The 18,506-nt window shown below is 69.8% G+C and carries 9 protein-coding genes and 2 pseudogenes; 4 read left to right on the top strand and 7 right to left on the bottom strand.

Annotated features, from left to right (window positions below):
• Positions 1–49 precede the first annotated feature (49 nt).
• From ACFC0G_RS11880 to ACFC0G_RS11870, 3 genes are read right to left on the bottom strand one after another with little or no spacing between them, the layout of a single operon-like run.
• Positions 50–3,784, bottom strand: a complete 3,735-nt coding sequence (locus ACFC0G_RS11880) for a hypothetical protein (RefSeq protein ID WP_376401056.1) — start codon at positions 3,782–3,784, stop codon at positions 50–52.
• Positions 3,777–5,054 (bottom strand): hypothetical protein, encoded by a 1,278-nt coding sequence (locus ACFC0G_RS11875; RefSeq protein WP_376401053.1) that lies wholly within the window; start codon positions 5,052–5,054, stop codon positions 3,777–3,779. Before ACFC0G_RS11875 ends, ACFC0G_RS11880 begins: the two co-directional genes overlap by 8 nt.
• Positions 5,047–6,792 (bottom strand): PD-(D/E)XK nuclease family protein, encoded by a 1,746-nt coding sequence (locus ACFC0G_RS11870; RefSeq protein WP_376401050.1) that lies wholly within the window; start codon positions 6,790–6,792, stop codon positions 5,047–5,049. Before ACFC0G_RS11870 ends, ACFC0G_RS11875 begins: the two co-directional genes overlap by 8 nt.
• A 183-nt stretch (positions 6,793–6,975) precedes the next feature.
• Between ACFC0G_RS11870 and ACFC0G_RS11865 the strand changes: the two genes are divergently transcribed.
• Positions 6,976–8,460: a serine/threonine-protein kinase gene (locus ACFC0G_RS11865; RefSeq protein ID WP_376401047.1), complete on the top strand. Its 1,485-nt coding sequence runs from the start codon at positions 6,976–6,978 to the stop codon at positions 8,458–8,460.
• A 54-nt stretch (positions 8,461–8,514) separates the two neighbouring features.
• Here ACFC0G_RS11865 and ACFC0G_RS11860 read toward each other — a convergent pair whose 3' ends face one another.
• From ACFC0G_RS11860 to ACFC0G_RS11850, 3 genes and pseudogenes are all read right to left on the bottom strand, one after another.
• On the bottom strand, positions 8,515–10,599 hold the full coding sequence (locus ACFC0G_RS11860) for an N-6 DNA methylase (protein WP_376401044.1): 2,085 nt from the start codon (positions 10,597–10,599) through the stop codon (positions 8,515–8,517).
• A 137-nt stretch (positions 10,600–10,736) separates the two neighbouring features.
• Positions 10,737–11,475: pseudogene (locus tag ACFC0G_RS11855) on the bottom strand (3'-5' exonuclease); the annotation flags it as partial.
• A 115-nt stretch (positions 11,476–11,590) separates the two neighbouring features.
• Positions 11,591–14,665: an NB-ARC domain-containing protein gene (locus ACFC0G_RS11850; RefSeq protein WP_376401041.1), complete on the bottom strand. Its 3,075-nt coding sequence runs from the start codon at positions 14,663–14,665 to the stop codon at positions 11,591–11,593.
• 385 nt (positions 14,666–15,050) lie between these two features.
• Here ACFC0G_RS11850 and ACFC0G_RS11845 point away from each other — a divergent pair, with 385 nt between their 5' ends.
• The 3 genes from ACFC0G_RS11845 to ACFC0G_RS11835 all read left to right on the top strand — a co-directional run bounded on the left by ACFC0G_RS11845 (position 15,051) and on the right by ACFC0G_RS11835 (position 17,764).
• Complete coding sequence (locus ACFC0G_RS11845) at positions 15,051–15,581, top strand: DUF6928 family protein (RefSeq protein ID WP_376401038.1); 531 nt, start codon at positions 15,051–15,053, stop codon at positions 15,579–15,581.
• A 66-nt stretch (positions 15,582–15,647) separates the two neighbouring features.
• Positions 15,648–17,297: a restriction endonuclease fold toxin-2 domain-containing protein gene (locus ACFC0G_RS11840; RefSeq protein ID WP_376401035.1), complete on the top strand. Its 1,650-nt coding sequence runs from the start codon at positions 15,648–15,650 to the stop codon at positions 17,295–17,297.
• 14 nt (positions 17,298–17,311) lie between these two features.
• On the top strand, positions 17,312–17,764 hold the full coding sequence (locus ACFC0G_RS11835) for a hypothetical protein (RefSeq protein ID WP_376401032.1): 453 nt from the start codon (positions 17,312–17,314) through the stop codon (positions 17,762–17,764).
• Between the two features lie 226 nt (positions 17,765–17,990).
• Here ACFC0G_RS11835 and ACFC0G_RS11830 read toward each other — a convergent pair.
• Positions 17,991–18,291 (bottom strand): annotated as a pseudogene (locus ACFC0G_RS11830) (DUF4265 domain-containing protein); the annotation flags it as partial.
• Positions 18,292–18,506 lie beyond the last annotated feature (215 nt).

The following is an 18,506-nucleotide window of genomic DNA, read 5'->3' as shown; positions in this document are numbered from 1 at the left end:
CTTCGACAGCGTCGATCCGGAGGTGGTCGACGTGCTTCGGCCGGGCGCCTCACGGGCCGGGCGGTGCCTCCAGCGCGCACAACGCCTCGTACAGCGGGCGGTAAAGCAGCTTGACGAGTTCGGTGTCGGCGGGGTCAGGGTGCGTGCCGACGGCGGCGGTTTCGGTGTCCGCGAAGTACGGGGCGAGGACGTCCCGCATCCGCACGAGCAGCCCCGGGTCGCTGGTGCGGCGTCGGCGCTGTTCCCGCCCGACGGCGGGCGCCTGTGCGGCCGCGAGCCGGGGTGCGAAGGCGGCGTCGACGAAGACGACACGGGCGGGTACGCCGCCGCGGACGAGCCGGCCGATGACCTGCCAGATGGTGACGAGCTGGTCCCAGACGAAGGACTCCTTCTCGTCGTCGGAGAGGGAGGAGTAGATGTAGGGCCGTGACAGCAGGTGCCGCCAGACGCGGCGCGCGGTGGTCCTGAAGGAGCTCCCGGCCGCCTCCAGGCCGCCGGCCGCGGTCACCAAGTCGCTGAACGTCCCTTCCGGAGTCGTCAGTTGACCGCGCACGAAGCGGGTCGCCCAGTCGTTGATGGCGAAGACGGCCAGGGAGAGGTCGTCCGGGCGGGGATGCGGTCGGACCAGGAAGAACACCGTCCCGAACGCCGCCACTTTCTCCTCGCCGGGCCGCTGAGGGGCGGTAAGGATGTTGTGCCCTCGTTCGACGGCGAGGAGGGGGGCCAGGAGCAGTTCGGCGTCCGGGTCATCGGCGAAGGAGGCGAGGTCTCCGCGCCGCACCGCTCCTGGGCTCGCTGCCTGACTCCCGGCTGGTGCCGCGCCGCCGATGGCCGTCTCCAGCTCGGCGTCGTCGGCGGCCAGGACACGTACCCGGCCGCGCCAGCGCGGGATCTCATCCAGGGCGGTGGCGGCCACCTGGGCCTCCGCGTAGCTGCCCACCAGGAGCAGCGCGCGCTTGCGGCGCTGGTCGGGGATCTGGGCGAGTTCGCTCTGCAGCGGGGAAGAACTTCCGTCGCCCCGGGGCCGGGCGAGCTGGTCGATCATCAGGCGCAGGACGTCCTCGCGCTGGTCGGGGTCCTGCCCGGAGAGCCGGATTGGTTGCCCGGCCGCGTCGTGGAGAAACTCGGTGCGGAACACGGTGTCCCGGATGGAGCGCAGCGCCTTGCTCTGCGGTTTGAGCACCGCACGGACGGGGGCGAGGACGTGGGCTCGGGTGGATGTGCCGGCCCAACTGGTGCCCGACATGAGCAGGACGTGCGGGCCGGACTGCCCCCGGCCTGGGTCGGCGCCGAGCTGGGGCAGGTTCAGGAGCAGTTCGCGGCCCACGCCTGCGCAGCGGAAGAACCGCAGGGTTCCGGTGCGGTGCCCCTCCTTGTTGCGGGCGGCGGCCCGTTCGTCCACCAGGTACTGGAAGCCGAGGACGTTGCCCATGGGTGCTTCGGGCAGCAGCGGCGCGTAGTCGAGGGGCGGGCGCCGGGTCAGTTCGTGGCTCGCTGAGTCGAGCCGCAACGCGGCCTCCACCTGCGGCCAAAGGAACGTCACCCGGTCCAGACGCTGATGCAACGCGGCGAGGACGAGGGTGAACTCCAGTCGCCGCGCGTTGAGTTCACGCCACTCCTCGGTGAGGGGTACGTCCTCAAGTGCCGGTTCCCTGCCATGGCTGGTGAGGGGTGCCGGGCGCTGCTCCGGCCCCGGAGATCCGACGAGGAATGAGTCGAGGAGCGCGCGGACGCGGCCTCGCGTCCGCCTTTCGTCGAGGGTGTGCAGAACGTCGTGGGCCAGGGCGGTCAGCTTGTCGGCGGGGGTCAGGTAGGGGCCGTGCCCGCCGAGCGGATCGTCCCGGAACGTGTCGAAGAACGCGGTGATCTCGGTGCGGCGCGGTGCCCAAGGTGACTCCGGAGCCCGGACGTTGCTGCCGTCGCCCCCGAGGCCGTCCTCATCCTCGTCCTCGTACAGCGCGTTCTCGTCCTCGATGTCCCCTTCGTCCGTGCGATCCGGCAGCCCCGCTCCCCGGCCTCGCGTCGGCGGGTACCAGGCGTGCAGCAGCTTCTCCTGAAGCGTCCAGGCGCTGAAGTAGTCGATCTGCGCCCAGTTCCGCAGCCCTTCGTCATCGATGAGCATGGCGTACAGCCGGTCCGCGGCGGATCCGACGACGTCCAGGGCGGCAGACCACCGTTCCACGTCCTGGTCGGAAAGCTGTAGTCGCCCCTGCCGGGCGAGTTCGGCGATCTCGTGGGTCTGCAACTGGTCGAGCCAGGAGTCGGATACCCCGGTGGTGACGAGCGTGGCCGAAGGCGCGAACATCTGATCGAGCTGCATCTGTACGCGGTCGGCCTCGTCGACGATGACGATGTCACTGCGCAGACAGGCCAGTTCCAGGTAGCGCAGACGCTCAGCGTTGAGCTGATGTGGTACCGCCGTCTGGACGAGGCTGGCGGGGTTGGCGACCCAGATCAGGGCGTCCACGAGGTCGCGCGCGGAGGAGTGCCGGGGACAGGCGCTCCACAGAGGGCAGGCGTGTGGGGTACCCAGGTCCTCCTCGTCCGCGTCGTCCGGGAGAGCCTCCTTGCCGGTGACTCCCCGGGCACGTTCGAGCTCGCGTACGGCGCGCTCGGTGGCCGGCGCCTCGGCGGTCTCCTCGCGACGCGTGGGGTGGAGGGCGCCGCACGGCGCGTCGGTGTAGCGCAGAGGCTCTGACGTGTCGAGTGAGCGCAGGGCGTCCAGCGGGCAGGCGGTGCTGAGGTGCGTGAAAACGGGGCCAGTGTGGGCCAGCAGCGAGTGCGCTCCGCGTGCGGCGAGCCTGCGGTGCAGCCGCTGGGTGTGCTGGGGCCGCGTCGTGCCACCCTGAACAAGGGCGGCGCTCAGGTTCAGCGTGCGGAACAGTTCGGTCAGGGTCAGCTGTTCTGCCACATCGCCGACGACGAGTGTGATGCGCAGGCCGTTCCGGTGTGCCCAGACGGCGAGCAGTGTCATCAGGGTCGACTTGCCGGCGCCGACCATACCGACGAGGTGGGTGAGCCGGTCGAGTGGCAACGCGGAGGCCGCTTCGAAGGCTGTCCCGTCCGGGGTGCGGGTGTCGAGGTCGAGGTGGTCGAGGCGCTGTGCCCAGTTTCCCGCCTTCAGGCCGCGTCGTTGTTCCTCCGCGTCCATCCACCGTGCCACGTCGGCGAGTTCGTCCAGTGGTACGTCGAGGGCGCTTGCGGTGGCCGGGCGTTCGGCGGCGAGGGGGTGGCAGGGCGAGGGCTCCTGTACGAGGTCGGCGGGGACGGTGACGGATGTGCGCCGGTGGCGGCGGTCCATGAAGCGGTGTTCGCCCGCCTCTGCCTGGGGGAGCGGTTTGGCGGCGAAGCCGGGGAGGTTCGCGAGTGCGGCGTCGTAGGCGGCGAAGCGGTCGGCGGCCACCTTGAGGGGGACCCGGTAGGCCGGCTCCCCGGCCGTCGGGACACGGTACGCGCGCAGCCGTTCGGGCAGTTCGACGTAGGCGTCCAGGCTCTGCCGCCACATCCGGCGGCGGCGCATCGGCCAGAGCAGGTGCCGGGCAGCGGCCAGCGCGAGCTGTTCGGCCGTACCGGTGGGGAGCTTCGCGGCACGGGTGAAGGGGAGACCGTAACCGCCGAGGAGCGTCCACGCGCCCTCGGCGGCGTGACCGGGTGCCACGGTCTCCATCAGCCGCAGGGCGAGTTCGACCTGGCAGAGTAGGGCGGGTCGGGTCCGGGCGTGCTCCTCGGGCCAGGGGCCCAGTGCGGCGACGACCGGCTGGTACCAGCTGGTGCGGTCACGCATGGTTCGCTCCGTCCTTTCCGGCGCCGTCGGTCGGCGTCGTGTGTTCTCCGGCCGGCGACGACGCCGTATGTCCGGTTCTCCGGTCCGTTCTCGGGGGCGGGACCAGGTCGGTGGGGTGGGGTCCGATGGACGAGTCGGTCCCGCGTCGGCCGGACAGCCGCAGCCGCGCGGCGCGCTTCAGCTGGTCGTCCGTGAGCAGGCGCAGGCCGCCGGCCTCCTCGCCTCGCTCCTTGGCGTAGATGTCGAGGTAGTCCCGGCGCGCGCGCACCCTGAAGCCGGGCACCACCCAGCAGGCTTCGTCGTACGGGGGTTCGGAGCGGACCGCGGTCGCGGAGCGCCCGAGGAAGGCGGGGTGGGCCCAGTCCTTGACGTCGACGGCCCACACGTGACCGTCGGGGAAGGTGATCCGCAGGTCGTACGCGTCGAAGCCGGGCCACATCTCGACGGTGAGCCCCAGAGCACGCAGCTCACGCTCCAGTGAGGTCTCCGCCTGCCCGGGGCCGGTGACGAACTGCCTGAGGGGCTTGCGCAGTTGACGCAGTTCTCCGACCTCCGACGCGACGAGTTCCCGGCCGTGCGGCGCGGGCCCCCGGTACCGGCACTGGTCACGCTCGCACCACCACTCGGTGTCGGACACCGGGTGGAGCAGGGTCAGACAACGGTGACAGCAGAGGTACGAGCCGCCCCGCCGGAACCCGAGGGGCACGGGTGCGTAGATCTCCTCGATGAGGAAGCGGACCGGGTCGAGGAAGAGATCGGTGCTGACCTCGACCCAGTCCTCCTCGGTGAGGACAGGCCGGGTGACCAGGAGGCGGCGGAAGGCCGTGTACGACTCGGGTGCCGACACCGCACGACAGGAGCGGAGCGCCTCGTGGATCACCAAGCGGTCGTACTGCCGTCCGGTGCTGTCGCCGTATCCCCGCACAGCGAGTTCGTGGCAGAGCTGCGTGGGCTCTCCCGAGTCCTCGTCGATCAGCCGGTCGGCGGCGTCGAACAGATGGGTGGGCAGCCGGTCGAGCGGCCAGCTGCCCAGGGGGCGGGCACGGGCCCAGCGCATCATCTCGGGCACACCGGCGGGGGGCTTGGACCCATTGCGCAAGCACTGGAGCACCAGGGCGTTCACCGCCCGCTGTGCGGTGGCGGGGTAAGGCAGGCTGAAGGAGTCGAGACGGTCGACGGCCGCCAGGTGGAGGACGGCGGTGGCGACGTCCCGCAGCAGAACGACGTCGGGGTTGGACAGCCAGTCCGGTACGAGTTGCCGGTCAGTCATGGGTCGGGATGTCTCCTCGCGGCGGGGTCTGCGCGTCGAGACTTCCCGGGCGCGGATGATCGGTTACGTAGGCGCTGCCGGGCCGGCACCAGGCCCGTGCCTGGCAGCCGTGGCAGTGGCGTCCGGTCCTCGGCTCGTACGTGGTGTCGTCCAGGAGCGGTTGGGCGAGTTCGGCGATGACGGTCCGGGCTTCCTCGACGTTCTCGGCACGGCCGGGGTCGACGCGTTCGAGCCGGCTCTCGCCGTGGCCCTCGCGCAGATGTTCCAGTTCGACCCAGGATCGGCGCGGGTCCTCCCCGAGCGCTCCCGCATGGAACAGCAGTACTCCGATGGCCAGTTGTGGGTAGGCGTGGAGCAGGGACCGCCGTTCCCACAGCGGGCGGGCCGACGTCTTGGTCTCGCGCCAGATCCACCGGCCGCGATAGGTGTGCACCAGGTCGGGTTTGGAGAGGACGACGACGTCGAGTTCGGGTACGTAGGCCGTCACCCGGTGCTGCACGAGCACCTGCTCGTCGGCGCCGAGTCCGTTGAGCGGGCACAGCAGACGGTGCTCGGCGAGCATTCCCGCGGCCTCGCGTGCGGACGCGTCGTCGAGCCCCGTACGGGTGCGAATCGTGGCCAGGTCGGGGATCTCGCGGTCCCGGCAGCCGCGCACCGGACGCTCGGAGTGCTGTGCGTCGAGCCAGGCGTCCACGGCCCGGCCGCGCTGTGCTCCCCGGTCCTCGGTGGACAGGTCGTTGAGGTGCAGCCGACGCACCAGGTGGTACTGGGCGGGACATTCGGCGTGCAGGCGCAGGTCCCAGGCGGACACGGAGCGGCGTTTGCGCACGAGGGCCGGGGGCTCCCCACCCCACAACCGAGGGGTGCGCTTCAGGTCCGTACAGCCGGCGATGGCCTTGCAGTCGACGCAGCTCTCCCCGGGCTGTGCGCCGGTGCCGGTCGCGGCCGAAAGGAACGCCGGCGCAGCGTCGTCCGCGAATCGTCGCCCCGCCTCGGCGGGGCCTTCGGAGAGCAGTCTCACCACGGAGCCGTCGGCGCATCCGATGTCGAAGACGCGGACCAGTCCCGGCAAGCGTGTGTCGTCGGTCGCGGTGGGCGGGGGGTCGGCGCGCGCCTTGCGCCGGGGCGTGGGCGCGCCATACGCCATCACCTTCGCCACGGCCGCGAGTTCCGCGTCGGGGCGGTTGGTCTTGGCCCGGCCCATGGACGGGAGCCACAAGTCGCGCACCGACCCGTCGGCGGAGGCGTACATGCGGCCCCACAGGGTGTGTTCGTACTGCCGGGCGCCGCGCGGGTCGGGGGCGTCCGTGCGACGGGTGCGCCACGTCCACGGCTGCTTGACCGGCGCGGTGGGGGGCAGTCCGGCTTCGACGGCGGCGGCCTGTTCCCGGGTGCGGGCGGCCACGTACTGCTCCAGGGCGTGTGCGGTCCAGGCCAGGTGGGCGGGGTGGACCGGCGCGCCCCAACCCCGGAAGGGGCCCCGCGTGTCGCGGAGTTCCTCGCGCACCCGCTCGACGGGCCAGTTGTCGTGTTCCCAGAGATCGAGGGCCGTGAAGAGCGGTCCGAACGGGAACTCCTCACGCGGGGCGGGGCGGAACGGCACGGGCGGTTCGGCGACGAGCAGGGGGCGCATCGCGGTGCGCCGGTGGGTCGGACAGGCCTTGGCATCGGGCCGGGCCATCCGGGGGCTCGCCCTGATCAGCCAGTCGTGGCCGGTGACGCCCGATGAATTCTGCATGGTGACCCCCGTGGAGGGCGGCATGGGCAGGAAGGTGCCCGGAACGAGGAGACTCCCAAGAGATCCGGGCAGGGTCCGAGCATGCCATACATCTGTGAACTCAGTCCATGGATGCCCCGTGTGGTGAATCCTTCACGCTACTCTGGTGCGCCTGATGGCGCAGGAGTGCGAAGGGGTACGGCGGTGGACGCGGATGCGTACAAGCCCGGCGCGGGTGATCTGATCGACGGGCTTTACGAGTTGAAGGACTCGCTCGGCAAGGGCGGGATGGCTCAGGTCTGGCGGGCCCGTGAGGTGTCCGGAGATGGCCGGGAGGTGGCGGTGAAGTTCCTGCGCCACGACTCCGAGGCCCTGTACTGCCTCGACGCGCACGAGCGGGAGGCAGAGCTCGCCGTCAGGAACGCCCGGTTCCGACGCGAGGCCGATCTCCTGGGCACGCTCGACCACCCGGGCATCACGGAGCTGTACGGGAGCGGATCACACCAGGGCATGCCGTACATCGCCATGCGTCTGGTGACCGGGGTGAGTCTGCGGACCTTCCTCGACGAGCACAACCCGCTGCCCCTGGCTGCCGCGGTCGCCGTCGCCGTACAGATGGCCGGGGCACTGGCCTGCGCGCACAGACTTCCTGTGGTGCACCGGGATCTCAAGCCGGCGAACATGATGATCGGCGACGAGGGCGCGGTCGTTCTCATCGACTTCGGCATCGCCAAACCGCTGCGCGCCGACGCCACGCGGTACACCGCGCACGGTTCGACACTGGGCACCCGCGGCTATCTGGCGCCCGAGCAGCTCCTGGAGCTGGAGCCCACCCCGCGTACGGACGTCTACTGCTTCGGCTGCATCTTCTACGAACTCCTCACCGGGCGCCCCCCGTTCCCGCTCGGCGTGGACTCCGGTCTGACGGACAAGCACCTCCACGAGAAGCCGCTGCCGCCGAGCGTGTACGCCGCCGGCGTCCCCGAGGAGATCGACGACCTGGTGGTGCGGATGCTGGCCAAGAAACCCGAGCAGCGCCCGGCCGTCGACGAGGTCCTGAGGGTCCTCGCCCCGTTCGGGCCGCGGCCCGGTGACCCCGAGCCCCGGCCGCGCACCCACCCCGACCCCACCGCCCCCTTGCGCCTGCCACCGGACAGGGTGTCACGGCCGCGCCCCGCTCTCGCCGTCCCGCCCGCCGCAGCCGCGCCCGGCGAGGACGAGTGGCTGGACACCTGTGCGGTAGAACAGCTCTGCGCGCAGGCCGAGTCGGAGATCGCCTCCGGCGAACCGGGCGACGGAGCTGGACGTCTGCGCGGGCTGACGGCGCGGGTCCGCAAGGAGTGGGGAGAGCGCCGCCCCCTGGTACGCCGCGTGTGGCAGGGAGCGGCGGACGGATTCCGCCTCGCCGGTGACTTCGGCTCCGCGGCCCGCCTCTACCAGGGGATCGACGACGACCTCATCCACGGGGACGGTCCAGCCGAGCGGGCCGAACGCGCGGTGATCCGCCTGCGCCTCGCCGAATGCCGCCTCGCCTTCGGCGAACTGGAGGCAGTCATCACCGCGGTCGACACGGCGGGGCACACGGCCGCGGGCCTGCCGTCGGACCTCGGGGCACGGGTCGAGGCCGTACGACGTACCGTCGACGCCCAGCTCGCGGCGCGGCTCGCCGGCCCGGACATGGAGGCGTGACCGTACATCGCAGAGGCGGCGCGTGCGGGGCGGGCGGCGGACGGAACCGCCCCCCTATGCCCCGCCCGCCAGGCGTCCGGCCGCCAGTTCGTCGCCGAGGTCACGGACGAGATCCGCGCCGAGGTCCGCCACGCGGCGCACCATCCGCTCGAAGGAGTCCAGTTCGCGGAACGCCTCGCCGTAGCGCCGCTGTTCGCCCAGGGGCACCTGGCGGACCTGGAGGCGGCGGACGTCGATGCGGGAGGAGCTCGTCGTGTGCGTTCCGGCCTGCCGGGCGTTCGCCGGCGCCCGGAGCGAACCCGCGAGGAACCAGGCGTCCAGCTGCTCCGGTTGCACCCGCACGGCGTGCAGTTGTGGGCCGAGGGCGGTCGGCGGCCCCTCGTGGACCCAGGCGGAGAACTTCCGGGCCACCCCCACCACCACGATGTCCCCGGGTTCGGCGATCACGGCCTCACGGGCCGCGGCGTCGGCGGGGGCGAGCCAGCCTCGGGGTTCCCCGTCCATCAGCAGGTCGGGGACGGTGAGCAGTGGGATGCCGTTCTCGGGCGACGGGCCGGTGCGGATCGACGCCTCCGGCGGTTGTCCTCCGCCGCGCAAGGTGAGCGCCCCGGCCCGGGCCAGTTCGGCGACCGTGGTCGCCGTCGGCGTGTCCGCCGTGGCCGTGGCGAGTCCGAGAGCCGCGAGCAGCCGGGCCGACCTGTCCACGCTCGCGGAGATCCCGGTGAACTCCCTCCAGGATTCCGCCAGTCGAGGTACGGCGTCGGCCGGTGACGGGGCGATGTGGCGTCCTGGGGTGAGATCGACCTCGTCGTCGAGGAGTTCGATGACGGGTACCTGCCGTACATAGGCGGGAGCCTCCGGGGGGCCGGTCTCCTCGACGGCCTCGCGTACGAAGGCGCTGATCGCCGCCCAGTCCGGGATCCACTCCCGCGCCGAGGTCCGGGGGAAGCGTGACGCGGCGTCGGCGACCACCAGCCGGCCACCCGCCCGCGCCTCCTCCCCGAGTGCGGGCATCCGCAGCACCCACAGGTGCAGGGAGACGCTGTGCGGCGCCGCGCATCCCGGCGGCAGCGCGACGACGGCCCGCAGATGGCCGGTGCGCAGCAGCGAGCCACGGATTCGTCGGCCCGCCTTTCTGGCCGCCACGGCGGGCGGCAGCAGCAGCACGGCGGCGCCACCGGGACGCAGCCCTGCCAGGCAGTGCTGGACCCAGGCGAGTTCGGGCTCGGTGCGCGGGGGCAGGCCGTGGCTCCAGCGGACGTCGGTGGCCAGCTCCTCGTATCCCCAGTCCCGCTCGTTGAAGGGGGGATTGCATAGGACGATGTCGGCGGGGGTGTCGGCGAACGGGTCGTCGCGCAGCGAGTCACCGGCCCTCACATCGATGAGAGGCCGCTCTGCCTCCCCCTCCTTCGTGGCGAGGGCCAGGCGGGCGTCCGCGAGTGCGGCGAGCACGGGGTCGCGGTCCCCGCCGAGGAGGGTGACCGCCCCGGCGCCGGACGCCTTCACCGCTTCGGCCGCTGCGGCGAGCAGGTGACCGGTGCCGCAGGCCGGGTCCGTCACCGTGATGCGGCCCGTGCCGCCGATACCACCAGTGCGGCCCGTACCGCCCTGGCCGACGGCGCGCGCCCCGCCCCGCACACCGGCCGCCGCCGCGATGGCGAGGTCCGCCATGAGCGCGGCCAGTGGCTCCGGGGTGGTGGCGATCTGGCGTACGTGGACGTCGAGCCAACGGCGCAGCAGGAACGTGAACGTTTCCGCGCCCCCCTCGCTCCGCCCGAGTTCCACGGCCCGTCGGATCAGCGCTCGCGTCTCGTCCGGAAGCTCCTGGCCCTCCTCTTCCTCTCGGCCGGAGAGGAGCCGCCCCACTCGTGCGATGACTGCCCCGGTCTCGTCGCGCCCGCCGAGAGCCTCGAAGCGCGGCCAGAGCCATTCCCGCTCGGCGGACTTCTTGAGCTTCTTGTTGTCGCGCAGCCAGTTCTCGATGTCGGTCATGGAGAATTGGGGGTTGACGTCGGTTCCCGCGATCCGCTCGGGGAACGAAGGATGCCGCCGCCGCCAGTTGCTCACGGCGGCTCGCCCCACACCCGCGAGACGGGCGATTTCCGCCAAGGTCACCGGTACGGCACGCGACGTGGACATCTGCACTCCCAGGGCGTTTTCTGATCGAACGAGGACTTTCCCCCACCGCGGGTACGAGATCAAGCCACCCGTCCTCCCCCTGCGCCCGACAGGCTACTACGACCATTGACTTTGTTCACAGGGCGGGCGGGGACCGTTCACGCAGCCTTCTTCGCCCCGTCGAGGAACGCACTCGGCCGCCCGCTGTACGACACGTACAGCGCCTCCCTGGCCCTGGTGCACGCCACGAACAGCAGGCACCGTTCAGCGGCGAGGTCCGTCGCGTGCTGGAGCGGGTCGACCTCGGCCGGCGTCACCGCGGCCTGGAACGGGAACGCGGAGGCCGTCACCCCAGCCACGGCCACGCAGCGGAACTCCAGTCCCTTCAGGCTGTGCAGGCTCGAAAGTCGCACCCCGGCCGTGTCGTCGGACTCGCCGTCCTTGACCCGTACCACCGGCAGACCGGCCTCGACGAGCCGCTGCCCGATCCGCGCGGTCTGCGTGTGGAACCGGGCACTGACCGCGATCTCCGAGGGCGCGACCCCTACCGCCACCCAGTCGCGCACCCGCCGGACGACGGCGTCGGCCTCGGCCGACTCCGTCCCGTGCCCCTCGCACACGGGCCGCTCACCGTGCAGCAGGGACCGGTAACCGGACAGCGAGTCGGGCTCGTCGCCGGTCAGGTCGATCACGGGATCCCCGTCGAGCAGCGCCCGCGACCAGCGCAGGATCTCCTCCGTGGAACGGTAGTTGAGGCGCAGCCGGGCCCCGCGCCCCGCGACGGAGATGCCGAGCGAGCGCAGGGAGACCCGGGCGTCGTAGATCCGCTGGTGCGGGTCGCCGGCGAGGAACAGGTCGTCCGGCCCCTCCGGGACCAGCGCCTGCCAGCACGGGCCACCCCAAGCGGCCGGCATCGCGCCAGTTACCAAGCACCCCTACCAGAACAGAACGCTCTTTTACCTTCACCGGCAGCCCGAGCGAAGAAATCACGAGGGTGACCGGTTTGAACAGATCAAGCACCGCGCAGCGTCATGCTGACAGCCGACGCTGTGACGGCATCGGAGAGCAGCCGCCAACCGAATTCGTTGTCCCGGGCGAGGGCCGCCGAGTCGTGATTGGCCAGGTCCCCGTGGATCGTGCGAAGCCTGTCGTGGTCCTGATCGCATACGGCATCGAGGAGGCGGAGCGTCTGCATCTTGTATGGCATGCATGTCACCTCGGCTTCCAGACCGAGGTGTCCGGCAGGCATGTGCGTCACCATGTTGAGGAGAGTGGACAGGAGTGGCCGGCACTCAGGGGCGGGCGATGGGTCGACTCCGCCGATCAGAACAGTGAACGCGGTGCGGCACTCGGGCACGCCGGAGGCGACGGCCAGCCCCACACGCAGACCGACATTGTGCAGGGTCCTGGCCATCAACTGTGGGTGCAGCGGCCACTTGACCATGTACTCGTAGAGGGCCTGCAGGTGTTCCAGGGCATCGCCCCATCGATGCTGAAACGCCAGGGCCTCCGTGAGCAACCCGGTCACTTGTAGGCGCTGCGGGCGGGGAAGGCTGTCGCCCTCGAGGAGTGACCGACAGCGCTGCGCTACTTCCTCGTCCGACATGTGCCCGGTGCTCAACGCGAAGGTGATCTGGCCGATCTCGCGCTGAACCTGCGAGCGGGGGGTGCCCGGCATCCGTTGGCGCAGCGACTCGAGATCGTTGGCGAGGGTCTGCACCTCTGGTTGCGCAGCCCCACGGCCGCTGTGACTGGCGAGGATCGTCAGGCAGTTCGCAACAGCCAGGGAGACGTCCTCGGGCCGGGAGTCGGCCAGTTGAAAGGCAAGGTCTCGGGCACGGTGGAGATGTTGCAGCCATACCGCTGACGCTTCTCCGGTGTTTCGCAGTACGTCGGCGAGCTGGGTGCGGGTTTTGAGTTCCAGCAAGGGCGCGGGCTCCTTGCGGGTAAGCAGGTATGCCAGTTCGTTCTCAAATGCCTCTCGGGCATCGTCTAGCCTCCCTCGCAGGACGTACGCCCCAGCCAGGTTGCCCCACATGACAGCCAGGGTGTCGGTGGCGATGCCCAGCCGGCTTGCATGGTCGTCAAGGCTCTGTACGTGAGGCAGGACGGCGAGGAGGTGCTTCTCGTCATTCGCTTCGATGAATGCCGTCAGCCAGCCCTGAGCGTGGAAGGCGGCCTGGCTCAGGATTTCGGGCACGTCGCTGCTGCGCTCTGCCAGTGTGCGGATGACGTGCTGCACGATCTCGTTGATGCTGATGGTGTCATCGATGCCCTCGCAGTGGGCGGTCGACCATTCCTGCTGGGGCAGCGTGCACAGTGGTTCATCGCGCTGGGCCAGGGACTCGGTGCGCAATGCGCGATGCATCTCGTGGGCGGTGAAGGGGACCTTGGCTGCCGGGCTAAAGACCGCCGGATGGCGAAGGCCGGCCTGGATGGCGTTGTCGCTGGACATCAGTGTGGAGAAGTAGAGCAGCCAGATCGGTATCTGCCTGGAGGCGAAGTATGCCGCGGGAAAGAGTGAGTGGGCTGCGCCTGTGGACGCTGGCTGCAGCTCGTCTTTGTCCATCAGCCGCTGCAGAGCCAACCGGATCGCTCCGACCAGCGTTTCGGGGTATCCATCCGGGATGGAGGCCGTGTCGTCCAGTGCCCAATCACGGATCTGCTCGAGATAGCGGGCTGCCTCGTTGAGTCCGAACTCGCAGCCGGCGAGATGGCCGCAGGCGAGTTCCATAGCCAGTGGCCAGTACTTCAGGCGCTGTGCCAGATCTGAGGCAGTCCGTTCGCTGAGAGCGTCCCAGTCATTGTCTTGGCTCAGGCGCATCCGGATCAGTGTCGTGGCTTGATCGGGAGTCATGCTCTGAACCACGACCTTGGCCCGGTGAGTTGCCCAACTGGCCTGGTTGGTCGAGGTAATGAGGACGTGGCCACGGCCGCTGGTCGGCATCCAAGGCTGCAGGAGCCGACGGTCAACGACATTGTCGATGACCATGAGCCAAGGCCGCGCCGAGGCACTGAGCAAGGTACGAACCCGGTCGCGGAGCCTGCTGGTGTCCGCACCGGCGTCATAGCTATTGCGGGGGAGCAGCCAGTCATGGAGGCCCTGGAAGGAGGCGCGCAGGGATGTGCTGCTTTCGCCGTTGACCCAGAAGATGTGGTCGTAGGAATCTGCCAGGTCGTGGGCATACGCGGCGGCGATACTGGTCTTACCGATGCCGGAGGGGCCGAGTACCGCGCAGGTGCTCACCGCGCGTTCCCCTCGGCCGCCGGTCAGCGCCGCACGGATGTGACCGATAAGGTCCGGGCGGGGGACGTCCGGAGGAGCGGGCACCGCATTGACCATGATGCCCCAGTCGAACTCGCCCAGCTCATAAGCAAGATGGCGCCCCGGGGTCAGGAGTTCCTCGCGGAACTCTGCGAGCGAGAACAACCCGTCGAACTCCCCCGAAGCGCGGCGGTGGATTTCGAACGCCAGGTAATTCGTGAGGCGGCCGGCAGACTCGTAGCCGAGACCGCTGCGATGCTCGTTGCGAAGCCGTCGCATCCTCTCCCGAAGCTGATCGCGTAGCTGAAACCGCTCCCGGAGGTCCACCGAGACTCGTGCGTGACGTAGACGGCTCACCTCTTCGTCGCTCATCGCCGCAGGTTCTTGACGCCAGCGGCTGCGATCCATCAACCGTTGCAACCGCTCGCGGAGCTCGTGTGGATCGTCTATGCCCAAGATCCGGTTCAGTTGCACGGCCTTGGGATGGAGTCGCATATTCGTGATCAGCTGGTATGACCGCGCCCGGGGACGTGCGCGGATCATTCGAAGGAGGATGCCGAAGGCGTCGGGAGCCGACATCTCCGCACCTGAACCGCCGGATTTCACCTGTACGGCGTGCAGGCTGGTGCGCTCGTGGTCGACAAGCTCAAAGTCGATTGCGTCGGGGTCGGTCGAATCTTGATCTGCGGTGATCATCGGTTCGATCAGTGCGGCGGCGACTCCAGAGACGCGGTCTTCCGCAGCATCGAGGAGCGCTTCCAGCGTGACGAGGTACTGATACTGGAATCCATCTGCTGCTGCCTGACCTCCGCGCTCCGCCACCGGCGCCCCAATCCCTGAGAAGGAGCCAACTTACCGGGCGCCGCAGACATTCCGTTCGCGAAGGGTTGCGAGGGAGGGTGTGCGACGTGCTCTGTGAACTGATGACCTGCCGATAGAGCGGATAATTGGAAGGCGCTTGGTGGGTGGGGGAGCGGGGTGGCTCTGACCTGCGCGGACGCGGCCGGTAGCCGGGCGCCGCCCACAATTCGGGCGTTTTCGGGACAGCTGGAATGTCGGTGGTTCCGGATAGCGTGCAGCGCATGGGAGCGAAGACGGCGCTACTGGCGTACGCGGACGGAGATGTGGCCTTGGTGCTGAAGGGCGGCCGGTGAGCCGACAGCCGAGGACACAGCGGCGCTGATCGCCCGGGTCTTCCCGGGCTGTCGTGCGGATCCGACGGAGGGGGGAGGTCCTGGGAGAGGCAACGTACCCGCCGGACGGCCTCACGTACGCGGCAAGTTTTCAGGGCGTGGATCTGGTCTGCGACCGGCGCCTGATGTTCGACCGCCCGTCGGAGCTGTCGACGCACCTCCTGGAAACGGCAGCAGGACGCCGCATGATCCTGCACGCGATGCACAGCGTCTCGGACTGGCTCGCCTTTGCGGTCTGGGAAGACGGCCGTCTGGTCCGCTCGCTGAGCCTCTCCCCGGACGGCGGCATCGCGGAGAACATCGGCGACCTGTTCTCCTTCGAGACGCCGTACTGGGCGGGTGACCGTCCCGTGGAGTTCGACCCGGAGTGGGACGAGGAGCCGTACGCGCTGCCCTTCCACCCGCTGGAACTGGGCAACGAAGCCCTGCGCGCCTTCTTCGGCTTCCTTCTGGAAGGCCGACCCGCCCCCGACGACGTCGACCCTGACGGGGTGCCACTGCTCGGTTTCCGCCTGTTCGCCGACAGCAATGAGCCGAGCAGCTGACACCGCCCAGACGATGCCACATGCCTGAGATAGGTTGACGATTCACGTCTGCAAGGGGGTGCGACGGTGACCGGTCTTGCTCCGGACGTCAAGTTCATCGCGGAAGGAATGATCCGCGGGTCCATGGGGCTTCTCGACACGATGCGGGGAGCACGTGACACGGCCATTGCCGTCGGCCACGAACTGGCGCGACAACAGGGGATGGCAGGCGACGACGAGGCGGGGCGAGCCTTTGCCAAGGTGTACGTCTCGGCAGCCGCCGCGACGCTCGACAAGATGGGCTTCAGCTCCTACGTCCTGGGCGAGACGAGCAAGGGGCTGATGCGTAACGCCCGCGAGTTCATGGCCGAGGAGAGCCGGCAGGTCTCGGCCTTCCTTGGGCGACAGGCCGACCTCACGGCGGGAATGGGTGACCCCGGTGCGGACTGCACCGAGAACTACCTCGGGCTGGGCCAGGAGCTCCCCGAGGTGGTGGGGGAGACCGCCTGGTACGAGCAGTACGCCCCCAGCGGCGGCAGTGACCGCTTCCGTGGCTCGCCGGAGAAGATCCGGGACGTCGCCGGCTCCTGGCGTCACGCCGGGGTGCTCATGCAACGCTTCCTGGAGGACGCGCAGACCTACGCCCTCACGGCGAGCAAGGCACACTCGGGCGAGGCCGCCGACGCTTTCCAGACGTACGTCAAGTACAGCGTCGGCCTCACTTGCCCGCCGGCGAAGGCCGAGGAAGGCGAGCCACTTGTGATGAACCTCGTCGCGGCCTGCGCGCAGATAGCCAAGGCATGCGATCGGTACGCCGAGCACGTGGAGGCTGCCAAGGGGAAGATCGCCGAGCGCAAGCTGGACTTCTTCGCGGTCGACATGCCCTGGGACCAGCCGATGTTCGGCGGCAACGGATACGACGGCGGACTGCTCGATGCCGTACTAGGAGACTCCTGGATCCGGGACCTCGGCTCCGTGGGACATGCACTGGACTCGTCCGCCGCCCTCATCAAGCTCCCCGCCGCCGATCCGCCGGCGGCGCCCGCCATCCCCGGACTTCCGCTCCTGCCGCCCCTCATCCCCGCGCCGATTCCCGTACCCGTCCCGATCGTCCTCGCGTCGTACACCGGGCAGGTCCCGGCGCTGGCTCCGATGATCAACCCAGTCGACCCGGGTATCTCCTTCGCCGACCCGATTCCACCGGTCCCCGGGACGACCCGTCTCCTCACCGCGGCAGAGCAGCAGCAGTTCCGCGCGTGGACGCATACCCTCCGACCCGGCGGCCTGGCCGGCGGCGGTGGCCCGGCGGCCCCGGACAACGCCTACCAGCTCCGCGTGGCCGGCTACCCCGAGCGGGAAGTGCCGTTGCTCGGGAGCAAGCGCGGGCTCATGGTGGACGGCATACGCCCCCTCGACGGCCACCTCGTCGAGGCGAAGCACGTACGGGACCCGGACTGCACGAAGAAGAGCTTCCGCACCCTCGACCGGGTCGAGGAGACACTGGCGAAGCCCGTCAAGATCAACAATCAGGGGAAGATCGCGTGGGACCCCGTCGTCGACTCCATGTACGCGGGTGACGAGAAGGAGCTCGTCCGCTACAAACAGGCCATGGCCAACCCCGCCAACAGGGAGATCAAGGGCCTGGAGATCGTGACGAACGGCAGGGACAACGCCGTCTACCGGCAGTCCATGATGGCGATGACGGGCACGCCCGGCTCGACGCGGTACGTCCCCTGAGAACAAGGAAGACCATGGCCACGGAACGAAACATCCGGACGAACTTCGCCTTCTATCCCCCCGAGGGGAACGGCGGAGCCTGGCCCGCCACGCTGGACTCCCTGGAGCGGGCGCTGCGAGAGGCGTTCCCCGACCCCACCATCGGGCACCGGCGGTCCGGCGTCCACGAGATGACCGTCCTGGACTTCGAGATCGAGCTGGCGCCGGACGTGTGGGTGGACGGCACCGCGGCCATCACCGAGCCCGACTACGCCTACATCACCCTCACCGACGTGACCGCAGACGAAGCCGGCGCTTTCGCCGTCTGGTTGCGTGACTCCTTCGCCCCGGCGCCCAACCTCGTGCGCTTCGCCAGCAGCCTCGCCATGGCGAACGGCGAGGACACCCCCTCGCCGCTGCCAGTCGAAGGGGGCCGCGAAGACATCGGTGACCTGCTGCGTCGGCACCTCGACGCATTCGATCACTGACCAGCGACCACCAAGCGGCTGCCGACTGTGTGACGCTGCTTCCCGTCGCTCTGATCGGCCGACGGAACGTAGGACCGCAGTTTCACAGACCCGGATACCTCCCGCCGAGCCCAGGAGCGGCCTGGGCTCGAAGAGGCGGCCCGGCGGATGCAACGCATGCCGCTCTGCCTCTGCCCGGACGGGACTTGTGCTGACACTGTCGGCGGGTGACCGGAGCGCGCGCATCTCATCGGGCCCGTGCTGCCCGCCAGGCGTCGGTGATGCAGCCCTCTTCCATGTCCCACCACTCCTGGGCTACGCCGTGATCGAGGAGTCGCTGGACCTTTGCGAGGTCTACCTCCGGCGGCACATCGAGAGCGACCATGCCGAACCGCTCGATCCCCTCTCCACTCACCCAGTTTCGCGAAGGCGTTCAGAACGCTTTGCCGCGCCGCGCCAGATCCTTTGTCACGCAGCACGATCAGCCGGATCGTGCAGTTCTGCGACGGCGAGACCACCTGGCCCGCCCAGTGAACGCCGTCCTCGTCGCCGCGCTCCCGTATCTGCGAGACATTGCCCAAGCCGGAGAGACGACCGCCGTGGAGAGGGCGTTGGAGCTGGGCTGAGGTGCTGGTGAATGGTGGGTGCTATGCGAAGGATCGCTCGGAGGTGCAGCCGGTGCCGGCCTTCCATTGAGTGTGCTGGATCCGGGGCAGGCGCGTGCGGTGCCGTCACAGTCGTTGGCTGATGGCATGAACTCCTG

It is taken from the genome of Streptomyces sp. NPDC056169 (genome assembly GCF_042268445.1).
Taxonomy (GTDB): domain Bacteria; phylum Actinomycetota; class Actinomycetes; order Streptomycetales; family Streptomycetaceae; genus Streptomyces.
The sequence above is the reverse complement of the archived record's forward strand: the minus strand, read 5'-3'. Positions and strand labels throughout refer to the sequence as shown.

What these genes read in the sequence shown, in the direction of transcription:
- ACFC0G_RS11860 (WP_376401044.1), bottom strand. Translation starts at nt 10,599, where the DNA reads ATGTCCACGTCGCGTGCCGTACCGGTGACCTTGGCGGAAATCGCCCGT.
- ACFC0G_RS11880 (WP_376401056.1), bottom strand. Translation starts at nt 3,784, where the DNA reads ATGCGTGACCGCACCAGCTGGTACCAGCCGGTCGTCGCCGCACTGGGC.
- ACFC0G_RS11875 (WP_376401053.1), bottom strand. Translation starts at nt 5,054, where the DNA reads ATGACTGACCGGCAACTCGTACCGGACTGGCTGTCCAACCCCGACGTC.
- ACFC0G_RS11835 (WP_376401032.1), top strand. Translation starts at nt 17,312, where the DNA reads ATGGCCACGGAACGAAACATCCGGACGAACTTCGCCTTCTATCCCCCC.
- ACFC0G_RS11870 (WP_376401050.1), bottom strand. Translation starts at nt 6,792, where the DNA reads ATGCAGAATTCATCGGGCGTCACCGGCCACGACTGGCTGATCAGGGCG.